Source organism: Streptomyces sp. CAI-85 (assembly GCF_013363615.1).
In the GTDB taxonomy this organism is placed as follows: Bacteria; Actinomycetota; Actinomycetes; order Streptomycetales; family Streptomycetaceae; genus Streptomyces; species Streptomyces antibioticus_B.
Genome location: NZ_JAANNX010000002.1, coordinates 21,929 through 47,880 on the forward strand (window position 1 = coordinate 21,929; position 25,952 = coordinate 47,880).

The 25,952-nt window shown below is 72.6% G+C and carries 25 protein-coding genes; 12 read left to right on the plus strand and 13 right to left on the minus strand.

The window, feature by feature from the left end; all coding sequences use genetic code 11:
• Positions 1 to 18: 18 nt before the first annotated feature.
• The 6 genes from G6W55_RS02950 to G6W55_RS02975 all read right to left on the minus strand — a co-directional run bounded on the left by G6W55_RS02950 (position 19) and on the right by G6W55_RS02975 (position 7,212).
• Entirely contained in the window at positions 19 to 1,221 is a 1,203-nt protein-coding gene (locus G6W55_RS02950; RefSeq protein ID WP_375372421.1) for a CHAD domain-containing protein, read from the minus strand.
• Positions 1,202 to 3,430: an RNA degradosome polyphosphate kinase gene (locus tag G6W55_RS02955; RefSeq protein WP_175519209.1), complete on the minus strand. Its 2,229-nt coding sequence runs from the start codon at positions 3,428 to 3,430 to the stop codon at positions 1,202 to 1,204. Before G6W55_RS02955 ends, G6W55_RS02950 begins: the two co-directional genes overlap by 20 nt.
• 249 nt (positions 3,431 to 3,679) lie before the next feature.
• Entirely contained in the window at positions 3,680 to 4,693 is a 1,014-nt protein-coding gene (locus G6W55_RS02960; RefSeq protein ID WP_175519210.1) for a hypothetical protein, read from the minus strand.
• On the minus strand, positions 4,690 to 5,772 hold the full coding sequence (locus G6W55_RS02965; protein WP_217686476.1) for an ABC transporter permease: 1,083 nt from the start codon (positions 5,770 to 5,772) through the stop codon (positions 4,690 to 4,692). The genes G6W55_RS02960 and G6W55_RS02965 overlap by 4 nt, the downstream gene beginning before the upstream one ends.
• A 91-nt stretch (positions 5,773 to 5,863) precedes the next feature.
• The gene (locus G6W55_RS02970) at positions 5,864 to 6,781 is read right to left on the minus strand and encodes an ABC transporter ATP-binding protein (RefSeq protein ID WP_175519621.1); all 918 of its coding nucleotides are present in this window, start codon (positions 6,779 to 6,781) and stop codon (positions 5,864 to 5,866) included.
• A 2-nt stretch (positions 6,782 to 6,783) separates the two neighbouring features.
• Positions 6,784 to 7,212 (minus strand): GntR family transcriptional regulator, encoded by a 429-nt coding sequence (locus tag G6W55_RS02975; RefSeq protein WP_175519211.1) that lies wholly within the window; start codon positions 7,210 to 7,212, stop codon positions 6,784 to 6,786.
• A 174-nt stretch (positions 7,213 to 7,386) separates the two neighbouring features.
• On the opposite strand from G6W55_RS02975, the gene G6W55_RS02980 reads away from it, so the two are divergent.
• The 5 genes from G6W55_RS02980 to G6W55_RS03000 all read left to right on the plus strand — a co-directional run bounded on the left by G6W55_RS02980 (position 7,387) and on the right by G6W55_RS03000 (position 12,058).
• The gene (locus G6W55_RS02980) at positions 7,387 to 7,929 is read left to right on the plus strand and encodes an RNA polymerase sigma factor (protein WP_030795309.1); all 543 of its coding nucleotides are present in this window, start codon (positions 7,387 to 7,389) and stop codon (positions 7,927 to 7,929) included.
• A 115-nt stretch (positions 7,930 to 8,044) separates the two neighbouring features.
• Positions 8,045 to 8,884, plus strand: a complete 840-nt coding sequence (locus G6W55_RS02985) for a zf-HC2 domain-containing protein (RefSeq protein ID WP_175519212.1) — start codon at positions 8,045 to 8,047, stop codon at positions 8,882 to 8,884.
• A 56-nt stretch (positions 8,885 to 8,940) separates the two neighbouring features.
• Positions 8,941 to 9,822, plus strand: coding sequence for an ABC transporter ATP-binding protein (locus G6W55_RS02990; RefSeq protein WP_175519213.1), 882 nt, complete (start codon positions 8,941 to 8,943; stop codon positions 9,820 to 9,822).
• Positions 9,819 to 11,372: an ABC transporter permease gene (locus G6W55_RS02995; RefSeq protein WP_175519214.1), complete on the plus strand. Its 1,554-nt coding sequence runs from the start codon at positions 9,819 to 9,821 to the stop codon at positions 11,370 to 11,372. The genes G6W55_RS02990 and G6W55_RS02995 overlap by 4 nt, the downstream gene beginning before the upstream one ends.
• Positions 11,360 to 12,058, plus strand: coding sequence for an ABC transporter (locus G6W55_RS03000; RefSeq protein ID WP_175519215.1), 699 nt, complete (start codon positions 11,360 to 11,362; stop codon positions 12,056 to 12,058). Before G6W55_RS02995 ends, G6W55_RS03000 begins: the two co-directional genes overlap by 13 nt.
• A 7-nt stretch (positions 12,059 to 12,065) precedes the next feature.
• Here G6W55_RS03000 and mshD read toward each other — a convergent pair whose 3' ends face one another.
• A complete protein-coding gene (gene mshD, locus G6W55_RS03005) occupies positions 12,066 to 12,992 on the minus strand; it encodes a mycothiol synthase (protein WP_175519216.1) in 927 nt (308 codons plus the stop codon).
• Between the two features lie 301 nt (positions 12,993 to 13,293).
• Here mshD and G6W55_RS03010 point away from each other — a divergent pair, with 301 nt between their 5' ends.
• Positions 13,294 to 15,114 carry a bifunctional UDP-sugar hydrolase/5'-nucleotidase gene (locus G6W55_RS03010; RefSeq protein ID WP_175519217.1) on the plus strand — a complete coding sequence of 607 codons (1,821 nt, stop codon included), beginning with the start codon at positions 13,294 to 13,296 and terminating at the stop codon, positions 15,112 to 15,114.
• Between the two features lie 63 nt (positions 15,115 to 15,177).
• On the opposite strand, the gene G6W55_RS03015 is transcribed toward G6W55_RS03010, so the two are convergent.
• The 6 genes from G6W55_RS03015 to G6W55_RS03040 all read right to left on the minus strand — a co-directional run bounded on the left by G6W55_RS03015 (position 15,178) and on the right by G6W55_RS03040 (position 20,931).
• Positions 15,178 to 16,623, minus strand: coding sequence for a HAMP domain-containing sensor histidine kinase (locus tag G6W55_RS03015; RefSeq protein ID WP_175519218.1), 1,446 nt, complete (start codon positions 16,621 to 16,623; stop codon positions 15,178 to 15,180).
• The gene (locus tag G6W55_RS03020) at positions 16,620 to 17,357 is read right to left on the minus strand and encodes a response regulator transcription factor (RefSeq protein ID WP_078633994.1); all 738 of its coding nucleotides are present in this window, start codon (positions 17,355 to 17,357) and stop codon (positions 16,620 to 16,622) included. Before G6W55_RS03020 ends, G6W55_RS03015 begins: the two co-directional genes overlap by 4 nt.
• Before the next feature lie 115 nt (positions 17,358 to 17,472).
• Positions 17,473 to 17,703: a hypothetical protein gene (locus G6W55_RS03025; RefSeq protein WP_078633993.1), complete on the minus strand. Its 231-nt coding sequence runs from the start codon at positions 17,701 to 17,703 to the stop codon at positions 17,473 to 17,475.
• A gap of 57 nt (positions 17,704 to 17,760) precedes the next feature.
• A complete protein-coding gene (locus tag G6W55_RS03030) occupies positions 17,761 to 18,879 on the minus strand; it encodes a S1C family serine protease (RefSeq protein ID WP_175519219.1) in 1,119 nt (372 codons plus the stop codon).
• A 133-nt stretch (positions 18,880 to 19,012) separates the two neighbouring features.
• Positions 19,013 to 20,035, minus strand: a complete 1,023-nt coding sequence (locus G6W55_RS03035; protein WP_030795281.1) for a LacI family DNA-binding transcriptional regulator — start codon at positions 20,033 to 20,035, stop codon at positions 19,013 to 19,015.
• A 116-nt stretch (positions 20,036 to 20,151) separates the two neighbouring features.
• The gene (locus tag G6W55_RS03040) at positions 20,152 to 20,931 is read right to left on the minus strand and encodes a response regulator transcription factor (protein ID WP_175519220.1); all 780 of its coding nucleotides are present in this window, start codon (positions 20,929 to 20,931) and stop codon (positions 20,152 to 20,154) included.
• 183 nt (positions 20,932 to 21,114) lie between these two features.
• On the opposite strand from G6W55_RS03040, the gene G6W55_RS03045 reads away from it, so the two are divergent.
• The 6 genes from G6W55_RS03045 to G6W55_RS03070 all read left to right on the plus strand — a co-directional run bounded on the left by G6W55_RS03045 (position 21,115) and on the right by G6W55_RS03070 (position 25,898).
• Entirely contained in the window at positions 21,115 to 21,966 is an 852-nt protein-coding gene (locus G6W55_RS03045) for an alpha/beta hydrolase (RefSeq protein WP_175519221.1), read from the plus strand.
• 41 nt (positions 21,967 to 22,007) lie between these two features.
• The gene (locus G6W55_RS03050; protein WP_030795274.1) at positions 22,008 to 22,262 is read left to right on the plus strand and encodes a MoaD/ThiS family protein; all 255 of its coding nucleotides are present in this window, start codon (positions 22,008 to 22,010) and stop codon (positions 22,260 to 22,262) included.
• Between the two features lie 2 nt (positions 22,263 to 22,264).
• Positions 22,265 to 23,434 carry a hypothetical protein gene (locus tag G6W55_RS03055; RefSeq protein WP_175519222.1) on the plus strand — a complete coding sequence of 390 codons (1,170 nt, stop codon included), beginning with the start codon at positions 22,265 to 22,267 and terminating at the stop codon, positions 23,432 to 23,434.
• 129 nt (positions 23,435 to 23,563) lie between these two features.
• Positions 23,564 to 24,301 carry a DUF2993 domain-containing protein gene (locus G6W55_RS03060; protein WP_078633988.1) on the plus strand — a complete coding sequence of 246 codons (738 nt, stop codon included), beginning with the start codon at positions 23,564 to 23,566 and terminating at the stop codon, positions 24,299 to 24,301.
• Between the two features lie 418 nt (positions 24,302 to 24,719).
• Positions 24,720 to 25,565 carry a sulfurtransferase gene (locus G6W55_RS03065; RefSeq protein WP_175519223.1) on the plus strand — a complete coding sequence of 282 codons (846 nt, stop codon included), beginning with the start codon at positions 24,720 to 24,722 and terminating at the stop codon, positions 25,563 to 25,565.
• Between the two features lie 45 nt (positions 25,566 to 25,610).
• Positions 25,611 to 25,898, plus strand: a complete 288-nt coding sequence (locus G6W55_RS03070; RefSeq protein WP_030795263.1) for a DUF1416 domain-containing protein — start codon at positions 25,611 to 25,613, stop codon at positions 25,896 to 25,898.
• Positions 25,899 to 25,952 lie beyond the last annotated feature (54 nt).

Below are 25,952 nucleotides of genomic sequence, written 5' to 3' on the forward strand. Positions count from 1 at the left end.
GCGTCTCACCGCCTGGGGTCATGGGTTCCGCTTCGGCCAGGAGTGCTGGAAGGCGTAGCGCGCCGCCTCCACCTCGTGGCGCTGGTCCGCGTGCAGCACGCCGAGGGCGTAGGCCGTCGCGGGCGCGATCCGGGGGGTGCGGGCCGCCTGCGCGGCCGCGGACGCGGCCTCCGCCGCGTCGCGGTGCCGGTCCAGGGCCCGGGCCGCGGCGAGCAGCCGGACGTCGACGGGGGTGCCGGGGCCGCCGTCCAGCACCTCGCACGCGTAGCGGTGCAGGCGCAGCAGCAGCCGTACCTGGTGCCAGGGCGTGTCCTGCGGGTGCGGGGCGGGGTCCGGGGAGAGGCCGTGGACGAGGGCCTCCGCGTTGTACGGGCTGCCCGCGGTGACCAGCGGGAGCGCGGCGACGGCGTCCGTGAGGCGCTCCTGCGCGGCGGCGGCCAGGGGGCGCAGATCGGTTGTGGTGGCCGCCGGGGTCAGCGGGACCTCGCTGGCGAGGACGGCGACCTGGTCCGCGACCGCGTGAAAACGGGAGGAGCCGAGGGCCTGGAGGGCGGTGGAGTGGGCGCGGGTGCGGGCGAGGGTGAGCTGACGGTCCAGCAGGGCGCCCGCCTTCGCCGCGCCGACGGTGAGGTTGCCGCGCCCTGGAGTCGAGGAGGCGGCGGCGGGGGCGGGCGGGCCCGCCTGCGTCGGGACGCCCACCCGGGCCGGGACCGGGGCGGCCGCCGCCCCCGACAGCCGGTGCAGGGCCAGCAGCAGCCGTTCCAGACGGGCCCCGCACGCGTGCTCCAGGGCCAGCGTGCCCGACACCCAGGCCAGTTCGGGCCGGATCCGCTCCGACCAGTCGGCGTCCAGCAGCGGGCGGAAGGTGTGCAGGCCGGCGCTGATCCGGCGGGCGGTGCGGCGCAGGGCGCGCGCCGCGTCGACGGAGTCCTCGGCGCCGCCCGCCGCCCCGCCCCCGCCGGTCTCCCGGTGCAGCCGCAGGGCGCGCAGGAAGTCCGTGGCCTGGGCCCGGAGATAGCCCGCGAGAGCCTCTCCGGTGACGGCGCCTGCCGCGACGGCGTTCCCGGCGACGGCGTTCCCGGTGGGGACCGACGCAGGGACCGCCGCAGGGACCGACGCGGGGGTGGCGGCGGGGGCGGCGACCCCCACCGCCGGGTCCGTCGGGCCATGGCCTCCCGGGTCCGGGTCCGGGTCCGTCAGGTCATGGTGTCGCTGTGCCACGCCGGCGCCTCCGGGCGTCTATGAGCATCTCCTGGACGTTGCGCAGGGGCTGGCCGTCCGCGTCCGTCGCGTGCCGGGTCCACTCGCCGTCGGGGCCGAGGTGCCAGGAGGCGGTGGCGTCGGACATACCGGTCTCCAGCAGCCGGTTCAGGGCCGCCCGGTGGGCCGGGTCGGTGACCCTGACCAGGGCCTCGATACGGCGGTCGAGGTTGCGGTGCATCATGTCGGCGCTGCCGAACCACACCTCGGGCTCGCCGCCGTTGCCGAAGGCGAAGACCCGGGAGTGCTCCAGGAAGCGGCCCAGGATCGAGCGGACCTGGATGTTCTCCGACAGGCCGGGCACGCCCGGGCGCACCGCGCAGATGCCGCGCACCCACACCTCGACCGGCACACCCGCCCGGGAGGCCCGGTAGAGGGAGTCGATGAGCGCCTCGTCGACGATGGAGTTCACCTTGATCCGGACGTACGCGGGGCGTCCGGCGCGGTGGTGCTGGATCTCCTTCTCGACGCGCGAGATCAGGCCGTCGCGCAGCGACTTGGGGGCGACCAGGAGCCGGCGGTAGGTCTCGCGGCGGGAGTAGCCGGAGAGCCGGTTGAACAGGTCGGAGAGGTCCGCGCCGACCTGCGGGTCGGCGGTGAGCAGCCCGAGGTCCTCGTAGAGCCGCGCGGTCTTCGGGTGGTAGTTGCCGGTGCCCACGTGGCAGTACCGCCGGAGCGTCTCGCCCTCCTGACGGACCACCAGGGACAGCTTGCAGTGCGTCTTCAGACCGACGAGGCCGTAGACGACGTGGCAGCCGGCCTCCTCCAGCTTGCGCGCCCACTTGATGTTGGCGTGCTCGTCGAAGCGGGCCTTGATCTCGACCAGGACGAGGACCTGCTTGCCGGCCTCGGCGGCCTCGATCAGCGCGTCGACTATCGGGGAGTCGCCCGAGGTCCGGTACAGGGTCTGCTTGATGGCGAGGACGTCCGGGTCGGCGGCCGCCTGCTCCAGGAACGCCTGCACCGAGGTGGAGAAGCTGTCGTACGGGTGGTGCAGCAGCACGTCGCGGTTGCGCAGCGCGCCGAAGATGTCGGGGGCGGAGGCGGACTCCACCTCGGCGAGGTCGCGGTGCGTGCCGGCGATGAACTTCTTGTACTTCAGCTCCGGACGGTCGAGTCCGTGGATGCGGAACAGACCGGTGAGGTCGAGCGGACCGGGCAGCGGGTAGACCTCGGCCTCGGAGATCTTCAGCTCGCGCACCAGCAGGTCGAGCACCTCGCGGTCGATGGACTCCTCGACCTCCAGCCGCACCGGCGGGCCGAAGCGGCGCCGCATCAGTTCCTTCTCCAGGGCCTGGAGGAGGTTCTCGGCGTCGTCCTCCTCGACCTCCAGGTCCTCGTTGCGGGTGAGCCGGAAGGCGTGGTGCTCCAGGACCTCCATGCCCGGGAACAGCTCCTCCAGGTGCGCGCCGATGACGTCCTCGATGGGGACGTAGCGGCCCGGGGAGCTCTCCAGGAAGCGGGACAGCAGCGGCGGCACCTTGACGCGCGCGAAGTGCTTGTGGCCGCTGACCGGGTTGCGGACGACGACCGCGAGGTTCAGCGAGAGACCCGAGATGTACGGGAAGGGGTGCGCGGGGTCGACGGCCAGCGGCGTCAGGACCGGGAAGATCTGGTGCCGGAACAGCGTGAAGAGGCGGGCCTGCTCCTTCTCGGTCAGCTCCTGCCAGCGGACCAGGTGGATGCCCTCCTCGGCGAGCGCCGGGGCGATGTCCTCGTGGTAGGTCGCGGCGTGCCGGGCCATCAGCTCGCGGGAGCGGGCCCAGATCATCTCCAGCACCTCGCGCGGCTGGAGGCCGGACGCCGAGCGGGTGGCGACCCCGGTGGCGATACGGCGCTTGAGACCGGCCACCCGGACCATGAAGAACTCGTCCAGGTTGCTGGCGAAGATGGCGAGGAAGTTCGCGCGTTCGAGCAGCGGCGTGTTGGGGTCCTCGGCCAGTTCCAGGACCCGTTCGTTGAACGCGAGCCAGCTTCGCTCCCGGTCCAGGAAACGGCCCTGGGGCAGCAGGGGGCCGTCCGTGGCGTCCTCGTAGGAGTCGAGGTCCGCGTCGATGTCGGGTTCCAGATCGGAGACCGCGGCCGCCACGGTGTGCGGGCGGTGCGCGGCTATGGAGCCCACGGAGGGCTGCGTGGGCTGGACCTCGGCCTGGGCGTGTGACTGGCTCATGTACCCATTCTTCCGCGCCCGGAGCGGGACGGGCGCGTCGGAACGTGCGGAAGGGAGCACGGAGGCGTTCCCCTCGGGGCGATTCCCCTCTGGGGGCGGCGATGCCTCGGGCACGACGGGGTTCATTGACCGAGCGTCGCAAGGTCGTCTGAACCGGTGGTTACGGAGACATGGCGTACGGGATATCCGCGGGTGTCCCTCCCCCCGTGGAGGGACACCCGCGCGTGGGGGCGCCGGGCCCCGCCGGTTTCAGCCGCCGGTCGTCGCCGTGCGGCGGCGCAGGAGCAGGAACGCGGCGGCCGTGGCCAGCGCGGCGACGGCGAGGACGATCCCGCTCTCCACGAGCTGGAGCGGCCAGTAGTGGGACTCGGGGTGGAATCGCACGTAGTGGCCGGTGACGCCCAGGTCGTCCCAGCAGCGCTCCAGGGAGACCTCCGGCCGGTCGCACACCGAGGCGTCGAGGCCGGTGGCCGGCCGCCCGTGGACCAGGGTGCCGCTCTCCACCTCGTAGGAGTTCTCGGGGATCGAGGGGATCTCCGTCGCGGACGTGACGGTCACCGTGGGCCACAGGGCGCTGCGGTACGACGTCAGGAGCGTGGTGAGTCCCAGCATCACGGCGACGGAGACCCCCAGGGCGGGCAGGGAGCGGCGCAGCAGCAGCCCGGCGAGGGTGCCGACGGCGAGGGCGCACAGGGCGTGGGCGACCGCGACCGGGCCGCGCGCGGCGTACGCCTCCAGGGACCACCAGTCGGCGTAGACCGGCGGCCGGTCGACGGCCCAGGCCCAGCGGAACACCAGGACCAGGACGGTGACGCCGAGCGTGACGGCGAGCGCGGGCACGGCCAGCTTGGCGGCGAGCCAGCGGGTGGGCGTGACGCCCTGGGTCCAGGCCAGCCGCGCGGTGCCGCCGTCCAGCTCGCGGCCGATCAGCGCACCGCCCGCGAAGGCGGCCACGGCGATGAACGCGCCGCCGGTCAGGAGCCCGATCCAGGTGATCGGTCCGTCGTAGCCGACCCATCCGGCGACGTCGCACAGGTCGCGGCCCGCCCGCTCGCAGGCTTCCTGCTCGGCGCGCACGGCGCGTTCCGTCAGCTCGGTGATCCACACCGCCCCGCCTGTCAGGGCGGCCACGAGCAGGGCCCACAGGACGAGCGCCGCGCGGTGCACCCGCAGCACGGTGCGGACGGTGCCCCAGCCGGCGGGGCTCATGGACCGGCGTGCGGTGGCGGCGGTGCGCTCCGGTATCGGGAGGGCGGCGGTCATACGGCGCTCTCCCGGGCGGCGGCGTGCGACGCGGCCGTCGTGGCCGTCGTGGCCGTCGTACGCCTGATCAGCGCGAACGAGGCGACCGTGAGCGCGGCGGCGACGGCCAGGACGAGCGCGGTCGTGGTGAGCTGGAGCGGCCAGTAGTGGGACTCGGGGTGGAACGTGTTGTAGAAGCCCGTGGCGTCCAGCTTGTCGTACAGCGCCTTGCACTCGGGGACGACCGTGGGGCCGCAGCCGGGGTCGGCGATGTGCGCGCCCGTGGAGGTGACCAGGCCGGAGTCGATACCGAGGCCCGAGCTGCGGTAGCCGTCCGCCAGCGGGGAGACGCGCGTGACGCCGGGCCACAGGTGCGGCATGGCCAGGACGGCGAGGAACCGTACGGCGGCGACGGCGCCGAGGGCGAGCAGCAGCGCGGGCAGGGTGCGGCGCAGCAGCAGTCCCGCGAGCGCGCCGGCGGCCAGGCCGGTCAGGGCGAAGGCGACGGTGGTGGGGCCGTTGGCGTGCAGGGTCGGGTCGTCGTACCAGGTCTTGGCGGTGTCGATCCGGCCGTCGCCCGCCGACCAGGCCAGGCGGTGCAGCGTGACGAGCAGTCCGGTGCCGACGGTGACGAGCAGGGCGGGCACGGCGAGCTTGGTGGCGAGCCAGCGGGTCGGGGACAGGCCCTGCGTCCAGGCGAGCTGCGCGGTGCCGTGCTCCAGCTCGCGGCCGAACAGGGCGGCACCGGACCAGGCCCCGACCAGGAAGGGGAGCGCGGACAGGGGCAGGGTCACGTAGTTGTACACGGACTTGTACGTGACGATCGCGTCCTGGTCGTAGGTGCAGGGGCCGTTCCCGGCACAGGCGTTGTACTGCCGCCAGGCGTCGGCCGCCGCGTCGGTGAGCGGGCCCCACAGCCACAGCAGGCCGAGGGCGAGGACGGCGACGATGGCGGCCCAGACGTACAGGGCGGGGCCGTGCAGGCGCAGCAGCCAGCGGGGGTGCGGGGGCCGGGCGGCGGCGACGGCGGGGGCCGTGGCGGGCACGGAGGGACCGGCGGGCCCGGCGGGTGTCTCGAGGGTCGGCGTGTGGGCGGTCATGCGGTGGGCTCCTGGGCGGGGACGAGGGGGGTCGTGTCAGGGCTGGTCAGGCCAGTGCCGGTCGGGCCAGTGCTGGTCAGACCAGTGCCGGTCATGCCAGGGCCTTCGCGCCGGCCGGGTGGTCCTCGGGCTCCGCCGGGGTGAGGGGCGCCGCCTGCGGGTTGCGCAGGTAGGCGAGGACGAGTTCCTCCAGGGAGGGGGTCGCGGTGCGCCAGTCCGCGGGGAGCGGGCCCGCCGGGCGGATCAGGGCGCTGAGCTGACGGCCGGTGGTCCGTGACTCGACGACGGTGTGCGGGGCGAGGGCGGTGTCGGGCGCGGTCTCGGTGGACGCGTGCACGCGCGTGTGGGCGGCGAGCAGGTCGTCGATCTCACCGGCGAGGCGGACCCGGCCGCCGCCGACGAGCAGCAAGTGGTCGCAGGAGTCCTCCAGTTCGGCGACCACGTGGGACGACATCACGATCGTCGTGCCGTACTGCGCCGCCCGCGCCATCAGCGTGCCCATCAGCTCGTGCCGGGCCAGCGGGTCGAGGTCGGCCATCGGCTCGTCCAGCAGGAGCAGTTCGGGCTGCTTGCCGAGGGCCAGGGCGAGCGCGACGCGGGTGCGCTGGCCGCCGGAGAGGGTGCGGATCCGGGCCTTGGGGTCGAGGTCGCCCGCGGCGACGATCCGCTCGGCGGTCGCGGCGTCCCAGCGGCCCGGGTTGAGGTCGGCGCCGACGCGCAGGGTCTCTGCGACGGTGAGCTGCGGGTAGAGCGGCTTGTCCTGGGCGACGTAACCGACACGCGCGCGTGCGGACGCCGGGTCCGTGCCGAGGACGGTGACCGTGCCCTCGGTGGGGGCCAGCAGACCGGCGGCGAGGGAGAGGAGCGTGGACTTGCCCGCGCCGTTGGGGCCGACGACGGCGCAGACGCGACCCGCGGGGAGCCGGAACGCGCAGTCCCGCAGCGCCCAGCCGGCCCGCCGCCCGAAGCGCTTGCCGAGCCCGGACGCGGCCAGGGCGGTGTCGGTCACGGTCATGAGGGGTCTCCCTGAGAGGTCCGGCCGGCCTTCGGGGCGGGGCCCGTGGCGGTGGTGAAGTGTTCGTCGAGCACGGCGGTGAAGAGCGCGGCCACGTCCTCGCGGTCCAGGCCGGCCTCGCGGGCCCGGACCGCCCAGGCGCCCAGTTCGCTGCGCAGGGGCGAGTCGGCCGGGGCGGTGCTCAGTCCGCGCCGTACGAAGGTGCCGAGGCCGCGCCGGGCCTCCACCAGCCCGTCGCGCTCCAGCTCGCGGTACGCCTTCAGCACGGTGTTGGGGTTGATGGCGGTGGCCTCGACGACCTCGCGGGCCGTGGGCAGCTTGTCGCCGGGGCGCAGCACACCCAGGCGCAGGGCCTGCTTGGTCTGCTGGACGATCTGGACGTAGGTGGCCACGCCGCTGTGCCGGTCGATGCGGTATTCGACCATCGGGCACCACCCTTTCACTAATTGAGTAGTGAAAGGGTGGTGCAAGGGGGCGCGGAAGTCAAGATCGGCCGTGTCGGCCTCCCGGTCCGGGCCGTGACGGAGGCCCGCCGGGATCAAGAAAAATTCGGTGGGCGGATCGTGAACCGATCGGCGATGTCGTTCCGATGAGGGGATGTGAGCGAAACGAGAAGCGACGGGGAGCTGCTGCGGGCCATCGCGGCGGACGCGGACCGTCACGCCTTCGAGGAGCTGTACCGGCGGTACGCCCCGTGGCTGACCGCGCGCATGCGCGGCCGCTGCGCCGACGCCGGGATAGTCGACGACGTCGTGCAGGAGACGTTCCTCGCGGTGTGGCGGGGCAGCGCGCGCTACCGCGAGGAGGGCGACGTGGCCGGCTGGCTGTGGCGGATCGGCGCGCGGCGGCTGGTCGACGCCCTGCGGGGCGACGGCGCGCGCGGCCGGCTGCGCCAGGTCCTCGCCCGTCTGCGGCACCGCGACGAGGTCTCGGCGGAGGAGCGCGTGCTCGCGGGGGTGGAGCACGGGGACCTCGCCGGGGCCCTCACGCGGCTCTCGCCGGAGCTGCGGGCCGTGCTCCAGGCGACCGTCATCGACGGGCTCAGCACCCGGGAGGCGGCCGTTCTGCTCGGCATCCCGCCCGGCACGGTCAAGACCCGGGCCCTGCGCGCCCGCAAGCAGCTTCGGGAGGCGCTGGCATGAGGCGGTACGCGAGACCGGACGGCCGGCGCGAGGGCGCCCCGGCGCCCCGGGAGGACGGAACGACCCTGCGTACGGGCGCGGGCGCCGAGCGGTCGAAGCCGAAGGAGGCACTGGCATGACGTGGCACGTGGCCGAAGAGGACCTGCGCGCCTACGCGCACGGCGCGTTGACGCCGCCCCTGCTGTGGTCCGCCGACACCCATCTCGCCCAGTGCGCGGAGTGCCGGGCCCGGCTCGCGCGGAGCGCCGACCCGGTCGCGCTGGACACCGGCTGGGAGCGGCTGGACGCCGAGCTGGACGCGCCCCGGCCGAGCCTGTCCGAACGGCTGCTGGTGCGGTTCGGCGTGTCCGACCACACCGCCCGGCTGCTGACGGCCACGCCGGTGCTGCGCCGCTCCTGGCTGCTGGCGGTGCTGCTCCTGCTGGTCAGCACCGTGCTCGCGGTCCGGGTGGTGGACCAGCCCGCGCTGTTCCTGGCGCTGGCCCCGCTGCTCCCGCTGGTCGGCGTCGCCCTGTCCTACGGCCGTGCCCTGGACCCGACGTTCGAGATGGCGGTCGTCGCCCCGCTGCACGGCTTCCGGCTGCTGATGATCCGCACGGTCGCGGTGCTCGGCACCGGTCTCGTGCTGAACGGCCTGGCCACGCTCGCCCTGCCGGGGTACGGCCTGCTGGCCCTGTCCTGGCTGCTGCCCGCCCTCGCCCTGACGGCCACGGGCCTCGCGCTGAGCGCCCGGCTGGGCCCGGTCCTGGCCCCGGCGCTGGTCGGCGGCGCCTGGCTGACGCTGCTGGGCGTGGCCCACGAACGCTCGCCGGACGAGACGCTCGTCCCCTTCACCGCGGCCGGACAGTCGAGCGCGGCGTTCGTCGCCGTCCTCGCCGCCCTGCTGCTCTACCTGGGCAGGGACCGCTTCGACTCCCGCCCGCTCGGCGGCTTCCAGGGCGGAGGCGCGGGATGACACCGCTCCCCTCCACCAGCCCCACCCCTCGACCGGACTCGATCCAGGAGCCCCAGATGACCGACGCGTCCCCCGCCGGCCCGGCGACCCTGACGGCCACCGGCCTCTCCCTGCGCTACGGCGGCACCCGCGCCCTCGACGGGGTCTCGCTGCGGCTGTCCCGGGGCGTGACCGGACTGCTCGGCCCCAACGGCGCGGGGAAGACGACCCTGTTGCGGGTGCTGGCCACGGCCGTGCCGCCGGACGGCGGGAACTTCACCGTCTTCGGCCATGATCCGCGCACCTCCGCCGGCCGGCTGGAGCTGCGCCGCACGCTCGGCTATCTGCCCCAGACCCCCGGATTCCACCAGGACTTCACGGCCTTCGAGTTCGTCGAGTACGTGGCGATCCTCAAGGAGCTGACCGACCGCACCGCCCGGTACGGCGAGGTGCGGCGGGTGCTGGACGCGGTGAACCTCTCGGACGTGCGCGGCCGACGCCTCAAGCATCTGTCCGGCGGGATGCGGCAGCGCGTCGCCCTGGCCGCCGCGCTGGTCGGCGACCCCGGCTTCCTGGTGCTGGACGAGCCGACCGTCGGCCTCGACCCGGAACAGCGCATGCGGTTCCGCGAGTTGATCGCCCAGGCCGGCGAGGGGCGCACGGTCCTGCTGTCCACCCACCAGACGGAGGACGTGGCGATGCTCTGCCACCGTGTCGTGGTCCTGGCCGCCGGCCGGGTCCGCTTCGAGGGCACCCCCGCCGAGCTGACCGCCCGCGCGGCCGGCCGGGTCTGGAGCAGCGCGGAGCGCGACCCGGGCGCCCTGGCCGGCTGGCGCACCGGCGTCGGCACCTTCCGCAACATCGGCGCTCCGCCGTCCGGCGCGGACCTCCTCGAACCCACCCTGGAGGACGGCTATCTGCTCGCCCTCGACGGCGAGTCCGCGGAGGTGACGGCATGAGCAGCGCCACGACCACTCCGCACACCGCCCCGCCGCCCACCCCGGCGGAACCCTCGCGTGACCCGCGCAGGACCGGAGCCGTCCTCGCCCTGACCCGCTTCGAGGCCCGCGAACTGCTCTTCCAGGCACCCGTACTGCTGGTCTTCGCGTTCTACGCCCTGATCGTCATCACCCGGCTGGTGCCCACGGACGGCATGGACGCCTATCCGGTGCTGAACACCGTCGACCGCCGCACCCAGACGCTCCCGCTGCTGGTCGCCCTGTCCGTCTTGATCTGCACCAACGCGGCGGCGCTGCGCTCGCGCAAGGGCGGTACGGTCCAGCAGTTCGGTGTCCTGCCGATGGAGCCCTGGCGCCGGTCCCTGGCCCATGTCCTCTCCGCGGTCCCCTACGCGGCGCTCACCGCGCTCTTCGTCGTCGCCGAGTACGTCTGGGAGGCCCTCAAGCCCGGCGCGATCGGCCACGGCTCCTTCGGCGAACTGGCGGTCGGCCCGCTCACGGTGCTGCTGGCCGGGGCCCTCGGCGTGCTGCTGGCCCGGGTGCTGCCCACGACCTTCGGGCCCGTGCTGTTCTCGATCGGCGCGTACCTGGCCTTCATGTTCGCCTCGTGGGTCGCGGACGGCGGTGGCTGGTCGGGCTGGCTCTCCCCGGTCGTCCTCAGCCCGGACACCAGCGGCGACCCGATCCCCGCCGACCTGATCGGACGCCCGGCCGGCTGGCACGCGCTCTACATGGCGGGCCTGTGTGCCGTACTGACCTGCGCGGTGCTGCTGCTCGCCGGGGGCGGCCGCGCCCGGGCCGTCAGGGCGGCGACCGTTCTCGCCCTCGTGGTTACCGCAGCCGGTGCGATCGGCCAGCTTCCGCACGGCGCGGCCCTGGACGCGGCCCGGAAGACGGCCTCCGAGACGCCCGAGGAGGCCCAGTCGTGCACCACGTACGGCCGGTCGCGGTACTGCTCCTTCCCCGAATGGGAGGTCGTGCGGTCCGAATGGGCCGAGGTGGTCGACCGGCTCCAGTCCGCGGCCGGCGGTTCGGCCGCGCGGGCCGGGCTCACGATCCGGCAGCGGGTCGACGCCTCCGTGGGCGAGTCGGGTGACGGCGCCCTGTGGCCCTCCTCCACCCCCGGCCAGGTGACGGTCGGCACCCGCTGGGGCGGCAACCGCGTCCCCGAGTTCGCGGTCGGCGCCGCCTCGGTCCTGGTCAGCGGCCGGGAGGACATGACCCTCGACGAGGGGTGCGACGGCCGCACGGTCGTGGTCATGTGGCTGGTCCTGGGCACCGAGCGGGACCCGCTGGACACCTTCCAGCACGTACGGCTGGACGACCGCGTCAGCGGCTCGGGCCTCGTCCTCGCCCCGACGAACGGACTGAGCATGACGGCCCACCAGACCGAGGTGGTCCGGGACATGCTGAAGGAGCCCCGCGCCAAGATGACGGCCCGGGTCAAGGCCCACTGGGAGGAACTGACGGCCAGGAGGACGACGACGGCCCAGGTCGCGAAGGTGCTGGGCGTCGAGGTGCCGAAGGGGGTGGAGACGTGCGAGGAGTAGAGAACAAGCTCGTGGGAGTCGCCCTGCTCCGGCCCCTGCTGCCGGCCGTGTGGCGGACCGTGCCCTGGAGGATGCTCGCGGCGGCCGGGGCGGCGGGGCTGCTGCTCGCGGGCAGCACCCGGATCCCCGACGGCGAACCGGGCGCGGGGCTCGGCCTGTTCGTCCTGCGGGTGACCGCGCTGGTCGGAGCGTTCGGGCTGGTCTTCGTGCTCGACGACCCGGCCCGCAACACCAGCACCGGAACCCCGGTCGGCCGTGCGGTCCGCACGGTCCTGCGGCTGGCCTTCGTCGCCCCGCTCGCCGCGCTGTGGTGGACGGCGGTCCTTCTCCTGCTGCCCGCCGCGACCCGCCCCCCGACGGCGCCGGTGACGCTCCAGGCGGCGGGTACGGCCGTCGCCGCGCTCGCGCTCGCCACGGTCGCCGTCCGCTTCACCGACCGGGCGGAGGTGGGCCGGACCACGGCGACCCGGCTGACCGCTATCGCCCTGCTGGTGACGGTCGTGCCCGACCGCTGGGGCCTGCTGGCCGGCCCGGACGGCCTCTGGTGGCAGGCGGCCCAGATCAGATGGGCGGTGGTCCTGTGCGCGGCCCTCGCGGCCTGCGCCCTGTGGACCCCGGAGCCCCTCGTCCGCCGTCGCCCGATACCCGCCAGGATCGGTCGCCCGATACCCACCCGGACCGGCTGAGCCGCCGTCACGTCTCCGTTCGGTACATCAGGTCCGTCTCGTGGGTGACGAATCCCAGGCGCTCGTAGACCGAGACGGCCGCCTTGTTGTCGGCGTCGACGTAGAGCATCGCGGTCGGTAGGCCCTGGGCCGCGAGGTGGCGCAGGCCGATCGTGGTGAGGGACTTGCCGAGGCCGCCGCCCTGGGCGCCGGGGGCCACGCCGAGGACGTAGACCTCGCCGAGTTGTTCCTCGGCGTGGACCTTGGTCCAGTGGAAGCCGACGAGCCGGTCGCCGCGCAGGGCGAGGAAGAAGCCCGCGGGGTCGAACCACGGCTCGGCCTTGCGGTCGTCGAGGTCGCGCTGGGAGAGGGAGCCCTGCTCGGGGTGGTGGGCGAAGGCGGCGGAGTTGACGGCGAGCCAGGCGGCGTCGTCCTGCCCGGGCACGAAGGGGCGGACGGTGACACCGTCGGGCAGCACCGGGTCGGGCAGGTCGAGGTCGGTCAACGGCCGCCGCATCTGGCGCAGTTCACGGAACAGGGTCAGCCCGAGGACCTGGGCGAGATGGCGGGCGGCGGAGTGGCCGCCGTGGGCCCACACCCGCAGCCGCTTGCCGGAGACGGCGAGCAGCGCGGAGCCGAGGGCGCGGCCGTGACCGTGACCGCGGTGCGAGGGGTGGACGACCAGTTCGGCGGCCGGCGCCTCGACCGGGTCGGCGTCCTCCAGTTGGGCGTAGCCGACGAGTTCACCGGCGACGGTCAGCAGCAGATGGGAGACGCCGTCGCGGGGACCGCCGCGCAGTTGCAGACGGCCCTGCTCGGACACCGCCTGCTGGCCGTCGGTCCGGGCGGCCTCCGCGAGCAGTTCGAGGACGGCCTCGGTCTGTTCGGGGGTGAGCGAGGAGAGGGTCTCGATGGATCGGGAGCCGGGGGCCGGTGCGATGTCGTCGCTGCTCATGGGACGAGGGTAAAGGGCGGGCGGCGCAAAGTGGCGGCACGCGGAAGGAGCAGCGCAAACGCAAGGCGGAGGGCAAGGGGAGGGCAAAGGGAAACCAGGATGTAACCAAGAACCCCCTGTCGCGCTACGCGCGTTGACTCTAGGCTGCGCCGGGCGGGTTCGGTTTCCTCACCCGCCTCATGGGGACCGCGACGCCGGCGCGGGCGACGCGGACACCGCACAGCCGGACGCCACACCGGACACCGAGACACCTGACACCAAGACACCGGACACCGAAGACCCGGACATCACAGGGGAGCGCATGCCAGCCACTGCCCAGCCGCATCCGAGCGGCAGACGTCGTACGTACCGTCTTGTCGCGGCCGCCGCGGTTCTCGCCACCGCCGGTGCGATGGCGGCCGCTCTCCCGGCGGACGCCCATGAGTCCAAGCACTCCAAGGACCACAAGCACGGCAAGCATCTGCCGAGCCGTTACCAGGACGTGCAGCTCCTGTCGTTCAACGATCTGCACGGCAACCTGGAGCCGCCGTCCGGTTCCTCCGGCCGGGTCACCGAGGTCCAGGCGGACGGCACCACGAAGACGATCGACGCGGGCGGTGTCGAGTACCTCGCGACGCATCTGCGCGAGGCACGCAAGGGCAAGGCGTACTCGATCACCGCGGCCGGCGGTGACATGGTCGGCGCCTCCCCGCTGATCTCGGGCCTCTTCCACGACGAGCCCACCATCGAGGCGCTCAACAAGCTGGACCTGGACGTCACGTCCGTCGGCAACCACGAGTTCGACGAGGGCGCCAAGGAACTGTCCCGGCTCCAGCGCGGCGGCTGCCACCCGACCGACGGCTGCTACACGGACAAGAAGTTCAAGGGCGCCGACTTCCCCTACCTGGCGGCCAACGTCCAGAACGAGAAGACCGGCAAGCCGATCCTCAGCCCGTACCGGGTGTGGAAGAAGAACGGCGTCAAGATCGGCTTCATCGGTGTGACGCTGGAGGACACCCCGGGCGTCGTCTCCGCCGAGGGCGTCAAGGGCCTGAAGTTCAAGGACGAGGTCGAGACGATCAACAAGTACGCCAAGGTGCTGGAGCGCCAGGGCGTGAAGTCGATCGTGGCGCTGATCCACGAGGGCGGGCTGCCCGCGTCGTCGTCGTACAACTACGACTGCGACTCGCCGGGCGCCGGTGACGGCATCTCCGGTCCGATCGTGGACATCGCGAAGAACATCACGCCGAAGGTCGACGCGCTGGTCACCGGTCACACGCACGCGGCGTACGCGTGCACGATCGCCGACCCGTCGGGCAAGCCGCGCACGGTCACCTCGGCCGCGTCGTTCGGCCGGCTCTACACGGACACCACGCTCACCTACGACCGTCTCACGGGCGACATCGCGCGTACGGCGGTGAAGTCGGCGAACCACGTGGTCACCCGGACCGTCGCCAAGGCGCCCGACATGACCCAGCTCATCAGCAAGTGGAACACGCTGGCCGCCCCGATCGGCAACCGCGCCATCGGCTACATCTCCGGTGACGTCCCCAACACGGGCACCGAGTCCCCGATGGGCGACCTGATCGCGGACGCCCAGCTCTGGTACGGCAAGACGCTCGACGCCACGACGGACGTCGCGCTGATGAACCCGGGCGGTGTCCGGGCCGGCCTCACCTACGCGGCCAAGGGCACCGAGGGCGACGGCGTGGTGACCTACGCCGAGGGCTTCACCGTGCAGCCGTTCTCCAACACGGTGAACCTCCAGGACTTCACCGGCGCCCAGCTCGTCCAGGTGCTCAAGGAGCAGGTGAGCGGCTCGAACGCGACCGCGCCGAAGATCCTCCAGCCGTCGGCGAACCTGACGTACACCCTCGACCTGACGAAGTCCGGCGCCGACCGGGTCGTCACGGACTCCATCCGGCTGAACGGCGTCGCCGTCGACCCGGCCGCCACCTACCGGGTCGCCACCAACAGCTTCCTCGCGGGCGGCGGTGACGGCTTCACCACGCTGGGCCTGGGCACCAACGACCTCGTCGGCAGCGACGACCTGACCGCCCTGGAGCAGTACCTGCTGGCCAGCTCCTCGGCATCCGCCCCGATCGTCCCGCCGGTCGCCAACCGGATCACGATCGTGCAGTAGCCGACAGCGCTCCACGGAATCGAAGGAGGCGGCCGCGTCATCGACGCGGCCGCCTCTTTTCGTTCACGGCTGCGGGGTCTCCGGCGGCGGGACCGGTGCGCCCGGCAGCCGTACGGTCGCCACCGTGCCGCCGCCCGGGGCGCGGGCCAGGGTGACCTCGCCGCCCGCCTGCTGGACCGTGCGGGCCACGATCGACAGGCCGAGGCCGGAGCCCGGCAGGGCGCGGGCGCTGGGGGAGCGCCAGAAGCGGTCGAAGACGTACGGGAGTTCGTCCTCGGGGATGCCGGGGCCGTGGTCGCGGACGGTCAGGACACCGCCGTCGAGCCGTACGTCGATGGTGCCGCCCTCGGGGCTGAACTTCACCGCGTTGTCGAGGATGTTGACCACCGCGCGCTCCAGCGCGGCCGGTTCCGCCCGGGTGAACCAGGGCTGGATGTCGGCGTCGATGGTCAGTTCCGGGCCGCGCAGCCGGGCGCGGCGCAGCGCGGACTCGACGGTGTCCTCCAGGGAGACCACCTGGACGCGTTCGCCGCGCTGGCCCTCCGAGCGGGACAGTTCCTGGAGGTCGCCGATCAGCGCCGCCAGCTCCGTCATCTGGGCCTTCACCGACGCGAGCAGGGCCTTGCGGTCGGCCTCCGGGATCGGGCGGCCGGTCTCCTCGCTGCGGGTGAGCAGTTCGATGTTGGTGCGCAGCGAGGTGAGCGGGGTGCGCAGTTCGTGCCCGGCGTCGGCGATGAGCTGCTGCTGAAGCTCGCGGGAGCTGGCGAGGGAGGCGGTCATCGAGTTGAAGGAGCGGGAGAGCCGGGCGATCTCGTCGTCCGAGTCCTCCTCGACGGGGATGCGGATGCCGAGGTCCTCGGTGCGGGCGACGTGTTCGACGGCCTCGGTGAGCTTGTCCACGGGCCGCAGCCCGGCCCGCGCCACGGCGAGCCCGGCGGCCCCGGCCCCGAGCACACCGATCCCGGAGACGAGGAGAAGGATGAGGGCGAGGTCGTTGAGCGTGGACTGGGTGCTCTTGAGGGACACCGCGATGACGAGTCCGACGTTGGGGCCCGTCTTGCCGTCGAGGGTGGTCGTCGTCATCGGCTGGAGCATGACCCGTACCGGGTCGCCGTCCCCGTCGCTTCCGTCGCGGAAGTACAGCCGGCGGGTGTCGCCTTCCTCGATCGCGTTCTTGTCGGCCTGGGTGACCTTGACCGTGCCGATGGTGTCGTCGATGACGCAGATGGTCCCGTCCTCCTTGACCACCTGGATGTAGTTGTTCCGGAACGGGTTGGCGGTGCCGTCCGGTTCCTCACTGCAACTGTTGAGCGCCCCCACGATCACCTGCCCGGGGGCCCGCATGCCCCGCTGGAGGTCGTTGTCGAGCTGTTCGTACAGTTTGCCCTGCACGATGAACCAGCACGTCACCGAAACCGCCGCCACCGCGAACGCCACCGCGGCAGCGACCAGCATCGACAGCCGGGCCCTGATCGGCAGCACCCGGAACCGGCGGACGAGCCTGTTCACTCGGCGCCGCCCTGGCGCAGGACGTACCCCACGCCCCGCACGGTGTGCACGAGGCGCGGTTCGCCGCCCGCCTCGGTCTTGCGCCGCAGGTACATCACGTACACGTCCAGGGAGTTCGAGGACGGCTCGAAGTCGAAGCCCCAGACGGCCTTGAGGATCTGCTCACGGGTCAGTACCTGGCGCGGGTGGGCCATGAACATCTCCAGCAGGGTGAACTCCGTGCGGGTCAGTTCCACCGGGCGGCCGCCGCGGGTCACCTCCCGGGTCGCCAGGTCCATCCGCAGGTCGCCGAAGGTGAGCGCCTCGTCGTCGTCCGCGGGCGCCGCCCCGGCCGCCGCCGCGTAGGAGCTGCGGCGCAGCAGGGCGCGGACGCGGGCGAACAGCTCGTCCAGTTCGAAGGGCTTGACGAGGTAGTCGTCGGCCCCCGCGTCGAGGCCGGTGACCCGGTCACCGACGGTGTCACGGGCCGTCAGCATCAGGATGGGCGTGGTGTCACCGGCCCCGCGGATGCGGCGCGCGGCGGTGAGGCCGTCCATGCGGGGCATCTGGATGTCCAGGACGACCAGGTCGGGGCGGTAGGCCGTCGCCTTCTCCAGGGCGTCGGCCCCGTCGACCGCGACCTCCGTGTCGTAGCCCTCGAAGGCGAGGCTGCGCTGGAGGGCTTCGCGCACCGCCGGTTCGTCGTCGACGATCAGGATGCGCTGGGGGTCACGGTCGCCTTCGGCGGGGCTCATGGGTGTGGGTTCCTCGGGTGCGGTGGGGACGGGAGGCCGGGATCGGATGACCGTCCTCAGCCTCGCACGGTTCCCGGCCGGCGAGGGCGGAGGAGCTGGGTGAAAGGGGGCGGGTTCAGCCGCGCAGGGCCGTGAGGCGGTTGAGCGGGACCTTGCGGCGGTGCGGGCGGGCCGTGCCGGTGCGCAGGCCCATCAGCTCGGGGACCGCGACCTCGGACGGCCGGTCGGACGACCGGACCGCGGTCACCGGAGGGTGCAGCGCGGCCGCCACGTCGAGGGCCAGCCCGAGGTCGGAGGCGCCGGCGCCGGTCACGGGGTGCGAAACCTGCGAAACCTGCTGGGTCATGACGTACTCCCTACTGGCTCGTTCCACTGGCTGGTTCGGCACTGGGCAGCCGGGTCCCTAGCTGTCCGAGCCGCCCGCCCGCAGCGTGGCCAGGTCGGCCTTGACGGTGTTGATCGGGATGGCGAAGCCGAGGCCGACGCTGCCGGCGTCCGAGGAGGACTCCGCGGCGGCCGAGTACATCGCGGAGTTGATGCCGATGATGTTGCCGTTGGCGTCGATGAGCGCACCGCCGGAGTTGCCGGGGTTGAGGGACGCGTCGGTCTGGATCGCCTTGTACGTCGTGGTCGAGGAGCCGGTGTCGCCGTTGAACTCCCGGCCGCCGAACTCGAACGGCCACCCGCCGCCGCCCTGCTGCTGTTGTTGCTGCTGGCTCTCGTCGGTGGACACGGTCACGTCCCGGTCGAGCGCGGAGACGATTCCGCTGGTCACGGTGCCGGTGAGGCCCTCGGGGGAGCCGATCGCGACGACGGTGTCGCCGACCTGGACGCCGTCGGAGTCGCCCAGGGTCGCCGCCTTCAGACCGGAGGCGTTCTCCAGCTTGATCAGGGCGAGGTCCTTCTTGCTGTCCGTGCCGACGACCTTCGCGGTGTAGGACGTGCCGTCGCTGGTCGTCACCTTGATCGAGGAGGCGCCGGCGATGACGTGGTTGTTGGTGACGATCTCACCGTCGCTGCTGATGATCACACCGGAGCCGGTGGACGCCCCGCCGCTGAGCGTGGCGGAGACCTCGACGACGCTCGGGCTGACCGCGGCGGCGATGGTCGCCACGTCACCGGTCTTGCCGGTCGGCACCACGCTGGTCGTGGTGGAGGAGGCGACCGTCTCGTTCTTGCCGGTCAGCTCCTGGATGCCGTAGGCCGTACCGCCGCCGATGGCCGCGGCGACGATCGCCACGGCGGCGAGCAGGGCGAAGGGGCCCTTGGCCTTGGCCCGCTTCCTCGGTTCGGGTGCGGGCTGCGGTTCCGGCGCGGGCTGCGCGAAGGCTTCAGGGGTCTCCGGGCCATCGGGGGTCCGGGGGAGGAGAGCGGTTCCGCCGTCGTAGACATCGGCCGGCCGGTATGCCGGCGGGGGCGGCCACTCGGGGTTCACAGGGCTCACCGGGTTCCCCTGGTAGGGGTTCGCGGGGTACGGGTTCGGGGTCTCGTACTCGCCGTCGCGGCGGATGCTCTCGGTCATGGAAGAAGCGTGACCCGCGACCATGAGAGCTTCCTGAGTCCTCCCTGAGAAGCCCGGCAGAACCTCGTATGCCCGATATAAAGGCGCACCAGGCAGCTGGCGAGGCCCTCTCAGACAAGCCTCAGACAAAGCCTCACACGCAGCCGCACGACCGCCGCGTCACCAAGCGTGACGGGAACACCTTGAGCCGCTCGCGGCGCGAGCCCGCGACCCGCACCCCGTCGTCCAGGACCAGGTCCACGGCCGCGCGGGCCATCGCGGAGCGGTCCGATGCGATCGTTGTCAGTTGCGGGTCGGCGAGGCCCGCTTCCTTGATGTCGTCGAAGCCGATGACCGCCAGCTCGCCCGGCACGTCGATGCGCAGCTCGCGCGCCGCGCGCAGCACGCCGAGGGCCTGGTCGTCGGTGGAGCAGAAGATCGCGGGGGGCCGCCGCGGCCCGGCGAGGATCTCCAGGGCGATCGTGTAGGCGTCGTAGCGGTTGTACGGCGCCTCGAAGAGCCGGCCCTCGGTGCTCAGGCCCGCCTCGGCCATCGTGCGCCGCCAGCCCTCGACGTGGTCGGAGACCGGGTCGCCGACCGAGGGGGTCTCGGCGGTGCCGCCCATGCAGGCGACGTAGGGGTAGCCGTGCTCCAGGAGGTGGCGGACGGCCAGCTCGGCGCCGCCCAGGTCGTCGGTGACGACGGCGACGTCGTCGATGGCCTCGGGCCGCTCGTGCAGCAGCACCACCCGGGCGTCCCATGCCTCGATCTCGGCGGCCGCCAGGTCGTTCAGCGCGTGGCTGACGAGGATGAGGCCCGAGACGCGCATCCCGAGGAACGCCCGCAGATAGTGGACCTCGCGCTCGGCGACGTAGTCGGTGTTGCCGACGAGAACCATTTTTCCGCGCTCGGAGGCGGCCTGTTCGACCGCGTGCGCCATCTCGCCGAAGAAGGGCTGACGGGCGTCGGGGATGATCAGACCTATGAGATCCGTGCGCCGGGACGCCATCGCCTGGGCGACCCGGTCCGGCCGGTACCCCAGCTCCTTGATCGCGGCGAGAACACGCTCGCGCGTGGCCGGGGCGACCGGCCGGGGTCCGTTGTTGATGACGTAACTGACTACGGCGGTGGATGTCCCCGCCAGCCGAGCTACGTCATCGCGAGTCACCTTGGCCACGCGCGGAGTCTACGCGGATGGACCCGCTCTGGGCAGGGCGTACTGGAGCTTCCTTTGCGGAAGCGACGCCTTTCCCGAGCGGGTTCTCACGCCCCGCCACCGGGTACCGGCGGGTACTACGCCTCCGCCGTGACCTCTTCGGCACCCACCGGGGTCGCGTTGTCCAGATCCGCCGGGTTTGCCCGGTCGGCCTTGGTCTTGGCGTCGTCCGCGCCCCGGTCCGCCTTCTCGGGCGTAACGAATCGATAACCGACGTTCCGGACGGTGCCGATCAGCGACTCGTGCTCCGGGCCGAGCTTGGCGCGCAGCCGTCGTACGTGCACGTCGACGGTGCGGGTGCCGCCGAAGTAGTCGTAGCCCCAGACCTCCTGGAGGAGCTGGGCGCGGGTGAAGACCCGGCCCGGGTGCTGGGCCAGATATTTCAGCAGCTCGAACTCCTTGAAGGTCAGGTCGAGCACCCGGCCCTTCAGCTTCGCGGAGTAGGTCGCCTCGTCGACCGACAGATCGCCGTTGCGGATCTCCATCGGGGAGTCGTCGTTGACGATCTGCTGCCGGCCCATGGCCAGCCGCAGCCGGGCCTCGACCTCCGCCGGACCGGCGGTGTCGAGCAGGACGTCGTCGATGCCCCAGTCGGCGGTGACGGCCGCGAGGCCGCCCTCGGTCACGACCAGGACGAGCGGACAGCCCGGTCCCGTCGAGCGCAGCAACTGACACAGGCTGCGCACCTGCGGAAGATCACGGCGGCCGTCGATCAGGATGACGTCCGCGCCGGGGGTGTCGACGAGTGCGGGGCCTTCCGCCGGAGCCACGCGCACGTTGTGCAGCAGCAGGCCGAGGGCCGGAAGCACCTCCGTCGACGGCTGGAGGGCATTGGTCAGGAGCAGCAGAGAACTCATATGTCTGGTTCCTCCTCGGTCCCTGCGAGGACGTTTGCGGCACTGCGGCACTGCGCTGCGTTCCCGGGGGCCCGTACACCGGCGGTCACCTGGAGTTTCCCGCTTCGTATACAACGCTTCCGAAAGCACAAAAGGACCCGGGGGCAACGCTGCCCGAGTCCTCTGCCCAGCAGAATAGCCCACATGAGTACGGGTCCGGCAGGTCATACGGCGCGTTCGGCCGACAGTCCACACTCCGAGACGCCCAGAGTCCCGCGATTGCGGACGTTTCTGCACACCGCCGACGGTGTGACGATCGATTCCGTATACGACCCGGGTGCGGCCGTATACGACATGCGCACGCCACCCGGCGGACGTCCGGTGTTCGTCGTGGCCCACGGCTTCACGGGCGACGTCGACCGCCCGCACGTCCGCCGGGCGGCGGAGGCGTTCGCCCGGTACGGCGCGGTCGTCACCTTCTCCTTCCGCGGCCACGGGCGCTCCGGCGGCCGCTCCACGGTCGGCGACCGCGAGGTCCTCGACCTCGACGCGGCGGTGGCCCTGGCGCGCCGGACGCGCCCGGACGCTCCGGTGGTCACCGTGGGCTTCTCCATGGGCGGCTCGGTGGTGCTGCGGCACGCGGCGCTGCGCCCCGGCACGGTCGACGCCGTCGTCTCGGTGAGCGCGCCCGCCCGCTGGTACTACCGGGGCACCGCGCCCATGCGCCGGCTGCACTGGATGGTCACCCGCCCTGCGGGCCGGGTGGTCGGCCGCTACGGATTCCGCACCCGCATCCACCACCGCGCCTGGGACCCGGTGCCGCTCTCCCCGGTCGAGGCGGTGCCCGGGATCGCGCCCGTGCCGCTGCTGATCGTCCACGGCGACCGGGACGGCTACTTCCCCCTCGACCACCCCCGCACGCTCGCCGCGGCCGCCGGTGACCACGGCGAACTCTGGCTGGAGCACGGCATGGGACACGCCGAGCACGCGGCCGACGACGCCCTGCTGGCCAGGATCGGGGAGTGGGCGGGCCGGGCGGTCCCGCGGGCGGGCTAGCCTGAACCCTGTTGACCACCGAAATCGACTGTAGGGACGAGATGGCAAAGGTCACGGTGCGCTACTGGGCGGCCGCCAAGGCCGCGGCCGGTGTCGCCGAGGAGCCGCACGACGCGGTCACCCTCGCCGAGGCACTGGACGCCGCGCGGGAGCGACACCCCGGTGAACTCACGCGTGTCCTGCGGCGATGCTCGTTCCTGGTCGACGGTGACCCCGTGGGCACCCGCGCACATGAGACGGTACGGCTGGCCGACGGCGGCACGGTCGAGGTGCTCCCGCCGTTCGCAGGAGGGTGACGATGACCGACCAGCCGTATCAGCCGTACCAGGGCCGACAGGGCCAGCAGGGCTTTGAGGGCCGGCAGGGCTATCAGGGGTACGACGAGGGGTACGACCCGCACGCCGGGCAGCAGGGGTACGACGAGCAGCAGGCGCAGCTCCAGTACACCCAGCAGTGGCAGGGGCAGACCTGGGAGACCGGGGTCCAGCCGCCCGTCGCCGCGCAGGACCCCGCCGAGACCGCGTACCTGCCGCCGCAGACCGGCCAGGCTCCCGCACCCGCGTACGCCTCCGGCCCGCCCCCGCAGCACCACGGGCACCACGAGCCCCAGGGACACCACGGGCACCACGGCCCGCAGAGCCAGGCCGCTCCCGCCGGGGCGCCCGCGGACGACTCCGGCTACGGACCCGCCACCCTCGCCGGGAACGCCCGGATCACCGACGCCCAGCGGGCCCGTCTGGAGGGCCGCTCGCCGATCATCGAGCCGGGCATGCAGCCCGCCGCGCTCACCGCGGTCCTCGGCCTGCTGCTCTCCGGAACGGCGGCCGTCGGCTCGTACGCGCTGCTCGTGCCGCTCGTCGTGCTCCAGGCGGTCACCGCGGCCGGCTGGTTCCGGCTGAACGGCATGTGGCCGGCCCGGCAGGGCATCGCGCTCGCCTTCCTCGGCGCGCTGGTCTCGGACGCGGCGCTGCTCGTGGCCGGACGGGACCACGCGCCCGCCGCGATCCTCGGCACGCTCGGCGTCTGGGTGCTGCTCTGTCTGGTCCTCCAGCTCCGCTCGCACGCCGACCCCGACGAGCGCATGTACGGCCTGATGGCGACCGTCGCCTCCTCGGCGCTCGCCGTCCTCGCCACCGGACACCTGGGCGCCGACCCGGACGCGGTGACGGTCGGCGCGGCCGCGGTCGCGGTGGCGATCCTGGCCAGGGCGCTGCCGCTGCCCACCCCGGCCTCCGTGGTCGTGGCCCTGCTCGCCGGCGCGGGCGCGGGCATCGCGGTCGGCGGGATGACCGGCGTCGGCTCGTCGGGCGCGCTGCTCGGCGCGGGCGCGGCGGTGTGCGCGCTGATCGGCCACCGGGTCGCGAGCTACGACTACCCCTCCCGGTTCGTCCACTTCACGGCGGGCGTGGCCCTGCCGCTGGCGGCCGCGGCCCCGGCGGTGTACCTGCTGGGCCGGGCACTGGTCTGACGACTGCCTGCGGGACACCCCCGTGTCACAGGTGATCGACAATTGCGCGGAAGCTCTTCCGGAGAGGGTTACCGTGGGTGGCCAAAGTGAAAATGACTGTTCAGGCCATCCGGGTGGGGGATCTACCGCATGCGTGCGCTTCGAATACTGCTGATCGTCGTCGTGGTGCTGGGCGGCCTGTTCGTGATCGCGGACCGGGTCGCGCTCCACTTCGCCGAGGGTGAGGCCGCGGACAAGCTGAGGGCGACGGAGAACCTGGCCGCCACCCCGGACGTGTCCATCAAGGGCTTCCCCTTCCTCACCCAGGTCGCCGGCGGCTCGCTGGACGACGTCGAGGTCGGCATCAAGGACTACCGGGCGACCACCGGCTCGGACGGTCAGACCATCCGGATCGACGACCTCAAGGCCGACATGAAGGGCGTCGAGTTCTCCGGCGACTACAGCTCCGCCACGGCCACCAGCGCCACCGGCACCGCGAGCATCGCCTACGAGGAGCTGCTGAAGACGGCCAAGTCCGAGCAGACCCAGGTCGCGCCGGGCGTCACCGCGCGGGTGATCGGTCTGTCCGACGGCGGCAACGGCAAGATCAAGGTCACCGTCGAGGCGACCGTCCTCGGCACCAAGCTGCCCCAGCCGCTCTCCGTGCTGAGCACGGTCGCCGTCGAGGGCGACACCGTGCGGGTGCACGCCGACTCGCTGCCCAGCTTCGGCGGGGTGCAGGCCGCCGAGAACGAGGTCCGCTCGATCACCGACTTCGAGCAGAAGATCGACGACCTGCCGGGCGGGATCCGGCTGGACAAGGTCGAGGCGGCCAAGTCCGGTGTGCTGATCTCGGTGAAGGGTTCGAACGTCCGGCTCGCCGGGTAGGGCTGTTCCAGGAATGGACGGTGGGTGTCCGGCAGGCGAGACGCCACCGTCCGCACCGTAACGGTGATGGCGGACACACGCGCCCGGAAGCCGTGGCAGGACGGCCCGGGCGCGTTCTTCATCCCACTATCCGGACGATCGCATCTCACTATGCGGCTGGCTGGTGACATGCCCGATCTGCGTCCCTACGATCGAGGCCATGAAGCGACAGGCGGATCTCACGAAGCGGCGGGCAGTAGACCTGTGCCGCGTTGCCGCCATGCTCTGTCGCCCCTGCTGAAGCGGTAGTGGCCGGTCCCGGCCCACCGTGTCTCCCAGCCGCCCAGCTCAGGGCACCCGTGCGCCACTCCGCTCCGGAGCCGCGCGCACCCCTTCTCTTTGCACACCCCCGCCGCACCTGCCCCGGAGGAGAACGAGCATGAGCCGCAGCGACGTCCTGGTCGACGCCGACTGGCTTCAGGACCACCTGGACGACGAGAACATCGCCGTCGTGGAGGTGGACGAAGACACGTCCGCCTACGAGAAGAACCACATCAAGAACGCCATCCGGATCGACTGGACGAAGGACCTCCAGGACCCGGTCCGCCGTGACTTCATCGACCAGGAGGGCTTCGAGAAGCTCCTGTCGGCGAAGGGCATCGCCAACGACACCCTGGTGATCCTCTACGGCGGCAACAACAACTGGTTCGCGTCGTACGCCTACTGGTACTTCAAGCTCTACGGCCACGACAACGTCAAGCTCCTCGACGGCGGCCGCAAGAAGTGGGAGCTGGACGCCCGCGAGCTGGTCGACGGCACCGACGTCCCCGAGCGCCCGGCCACCGAGTACAAGGCCAAGCCGCAGGACACCTCGATCCGCGCCTTCCGCGACGACGTCGTGGCGGCCATCGGCTCGCAGAACCTGGTCGACGTCCGGTCGCCCGACGAGTTCAGCGGCAAGCTGCTCGCGCCGGCCCACCTGCCGCAGGAGCAGTCGCAGCGTCCGGGCCACGTCCCGTCCGCCCGCAACATCCCGTGGTCCAAGAACGCCAACGACGACGGCACCTTCAAGTCGGACGAGCAGCTCAAGGAGCTGTACGCCGAGGAGCAGGTCGACCTGGCGAAGGACACCATCGCCTACTGCCGGATCGGCGAGCGCTCGGCCCTGACCTGGTTCGTGCTGCACGAGCTGCTCGGTGTCGAGAACGTCAAGAACTACGACGGCTCCTGGACCGAGTACGGCTCCCTCGTCGGCGTGCCGATCGAGCTCGGCGCCAACAAGTAATCCCACCGACCCGACCTTCTGGTCAGACCCCCTCTGGAGAAAGACATGTGTGGAGCGAAGGCCGGCGGCCCGGACGCCTCGACGATCAAGCCCGGTGAGACCACGATCCAGGGTCATGTGACCCGGGACGGCGAGCCGGTGGTGGGCTACGTCCGCCTCCTGGACTCGACCGGCGAGTTCACCGCGGAGGTCCCCACCTCCGCCACCGGACAGTTCCGCTTCTACGCGGCCGAGGGAACCTGGACCGTCCGCGCCCTCGTGCCCGGCGGCACCGCCGACCGCACGGTCGTCGCCCAGCAGGGCGGGCTCGCGGAGGTCGCGATCGCGGTCTGAGCGTCTTGGGCGGTCTGTGACGGACGCCTTACGGACGCCTGACGGATGCCTTAC

Bases quoted from the DNA above. Each gene is read 5' to 3' on its own strand.
- G6W55_RS03065 (WP_175519223.1), top strand. From the start codon at position 24,720: ATGAGCCGCAGCGACGTCCTGGTCGACGCCGACTGGCTTCAGGACCAC.
- G6W55_RS03070 (WP_030795263.1), top strand. From the start codon at position 25,611: ATGTGTGGAGCGAAGGCCGGCGGCCCGGACGCCTCGACGATCAAGCCC.
- G6W55_RS03030 (WP_175519219.1), bottom strand. From the start codon at position 18,879: ATGACCGAGAGCATCCGCCGCGACGGCGAGTACGAGACCCCGAACCCG.
- G6W55_RS03010 (WP_175519217.1), top strand. From the start codon at position 13,294: ATGCCAGCCACTGCCCAGCCGCATCCGAGCGGCAGACGTCGTACGTAC.
- G6W55_RS02995 (WP_175519214.1), top strand. From the start codon at position 9,819: ATGAGCAGCGCCACGACCACTCCGCACACCGCCCCGCCGCCCACCCCG.
- G6W55_RS02965 (WP_217686476.1), bottom strand. From the start codon at position 5,772: ATGACCGCCCACACGCCGACCCTCGAGACACCCGCCGGGCCCGCCGGT.
- G6W55_RS02960 (WP_175519210.1), bottom strand. From the start codon at position 4,693: ATGACCGCCGCCCTCCCGATACCGGAGCGCACCGCCGCCACCGCACGC.
- mshD (WP_175519216.1), bottom strand. From the start codon at position 12,992: ATGAGCAGCGACGACATCGCACCGGCCCCCGGCTCCCGATCCATCGAG.
- G6W55_RS03020 (WP_078633994.1), bottom strand. From the start codon at position 17,357: ATGAGCCCCGCCGAAGGCGACCGTGACCCCCAGCGCATCCTGATCGTC.
- G6W55_RS03055 (WP_175519222.1), top strand. From the start codon at position 22,265: ATGACCGACCAGCCGTATCAGCCGTACCAGGGCCGACAGGGCCAGCAG.
- G6W55_RS03045 (WP_175519221.1), top strand. From the start codon at position 21,115: ATGAGTACGGGTCCGGCAGGTCATACGGCGCGTTCGGCCGACAGTCCA.
- G6W55_RS03050 (WP_030795274.1), top strand. From the start codon at position 22,008: ATGGCAAAGGTCACGGTGCGCTACTGGGCGGCCGCCAAGGCCGCGGCC.
- G6W55_RS03025 (WP_078633993.1), bottom strand. From the start codon at position 17,703: ATGACCCAGCAGGTTTCGCAGGTTTCGCACCCCGTGACCGGCGCCGGC.
- G6W55_RS02955 (WP_175519209.1), bottom strand. From the start codon at position 3,430: ATGAGCCAGTCACACGCCCAGGCCGAGGTCCAGCCCACGCAGCCCTCC.
- G6W55_RS02975 (WP_175519211.1), bottom strand. From the start codon at position 7,212: ATGGTCGAATACCGCATCGACCGGCACAGCGGCGTGGCCACCTACGTC.
- G6W55_RS03040 (WP_175519220.1), bottom strand. From the start codon at position 20,931: ATGAGTTCTCTGCTGCTCCTGACCAATGCCCTCCAGCCGTCGACGGAG.
- G6W55_RS02990 (WP_175519213.1), top strand. From the start codon at position 8,941: ATGACCGACGCGTCCCCCGCCGGCCCGGCGACCCTGACGGCCACCGGC.
- G6W55_RS03060 (WP_078633988.1), top strand. From the start codon at position 23,564: ATGCGTGCGCTTCGAATACTGCTGATCGTCGTCGTGGTGCTGGGCGGC.
- G6W55_RS02985 (WP_175519212.1), top strand. From the start codon at position 8,045: ATGACGTGGCACGTGGCCGAAGAGGACCTGCGCGCCTACGCGCACGGC.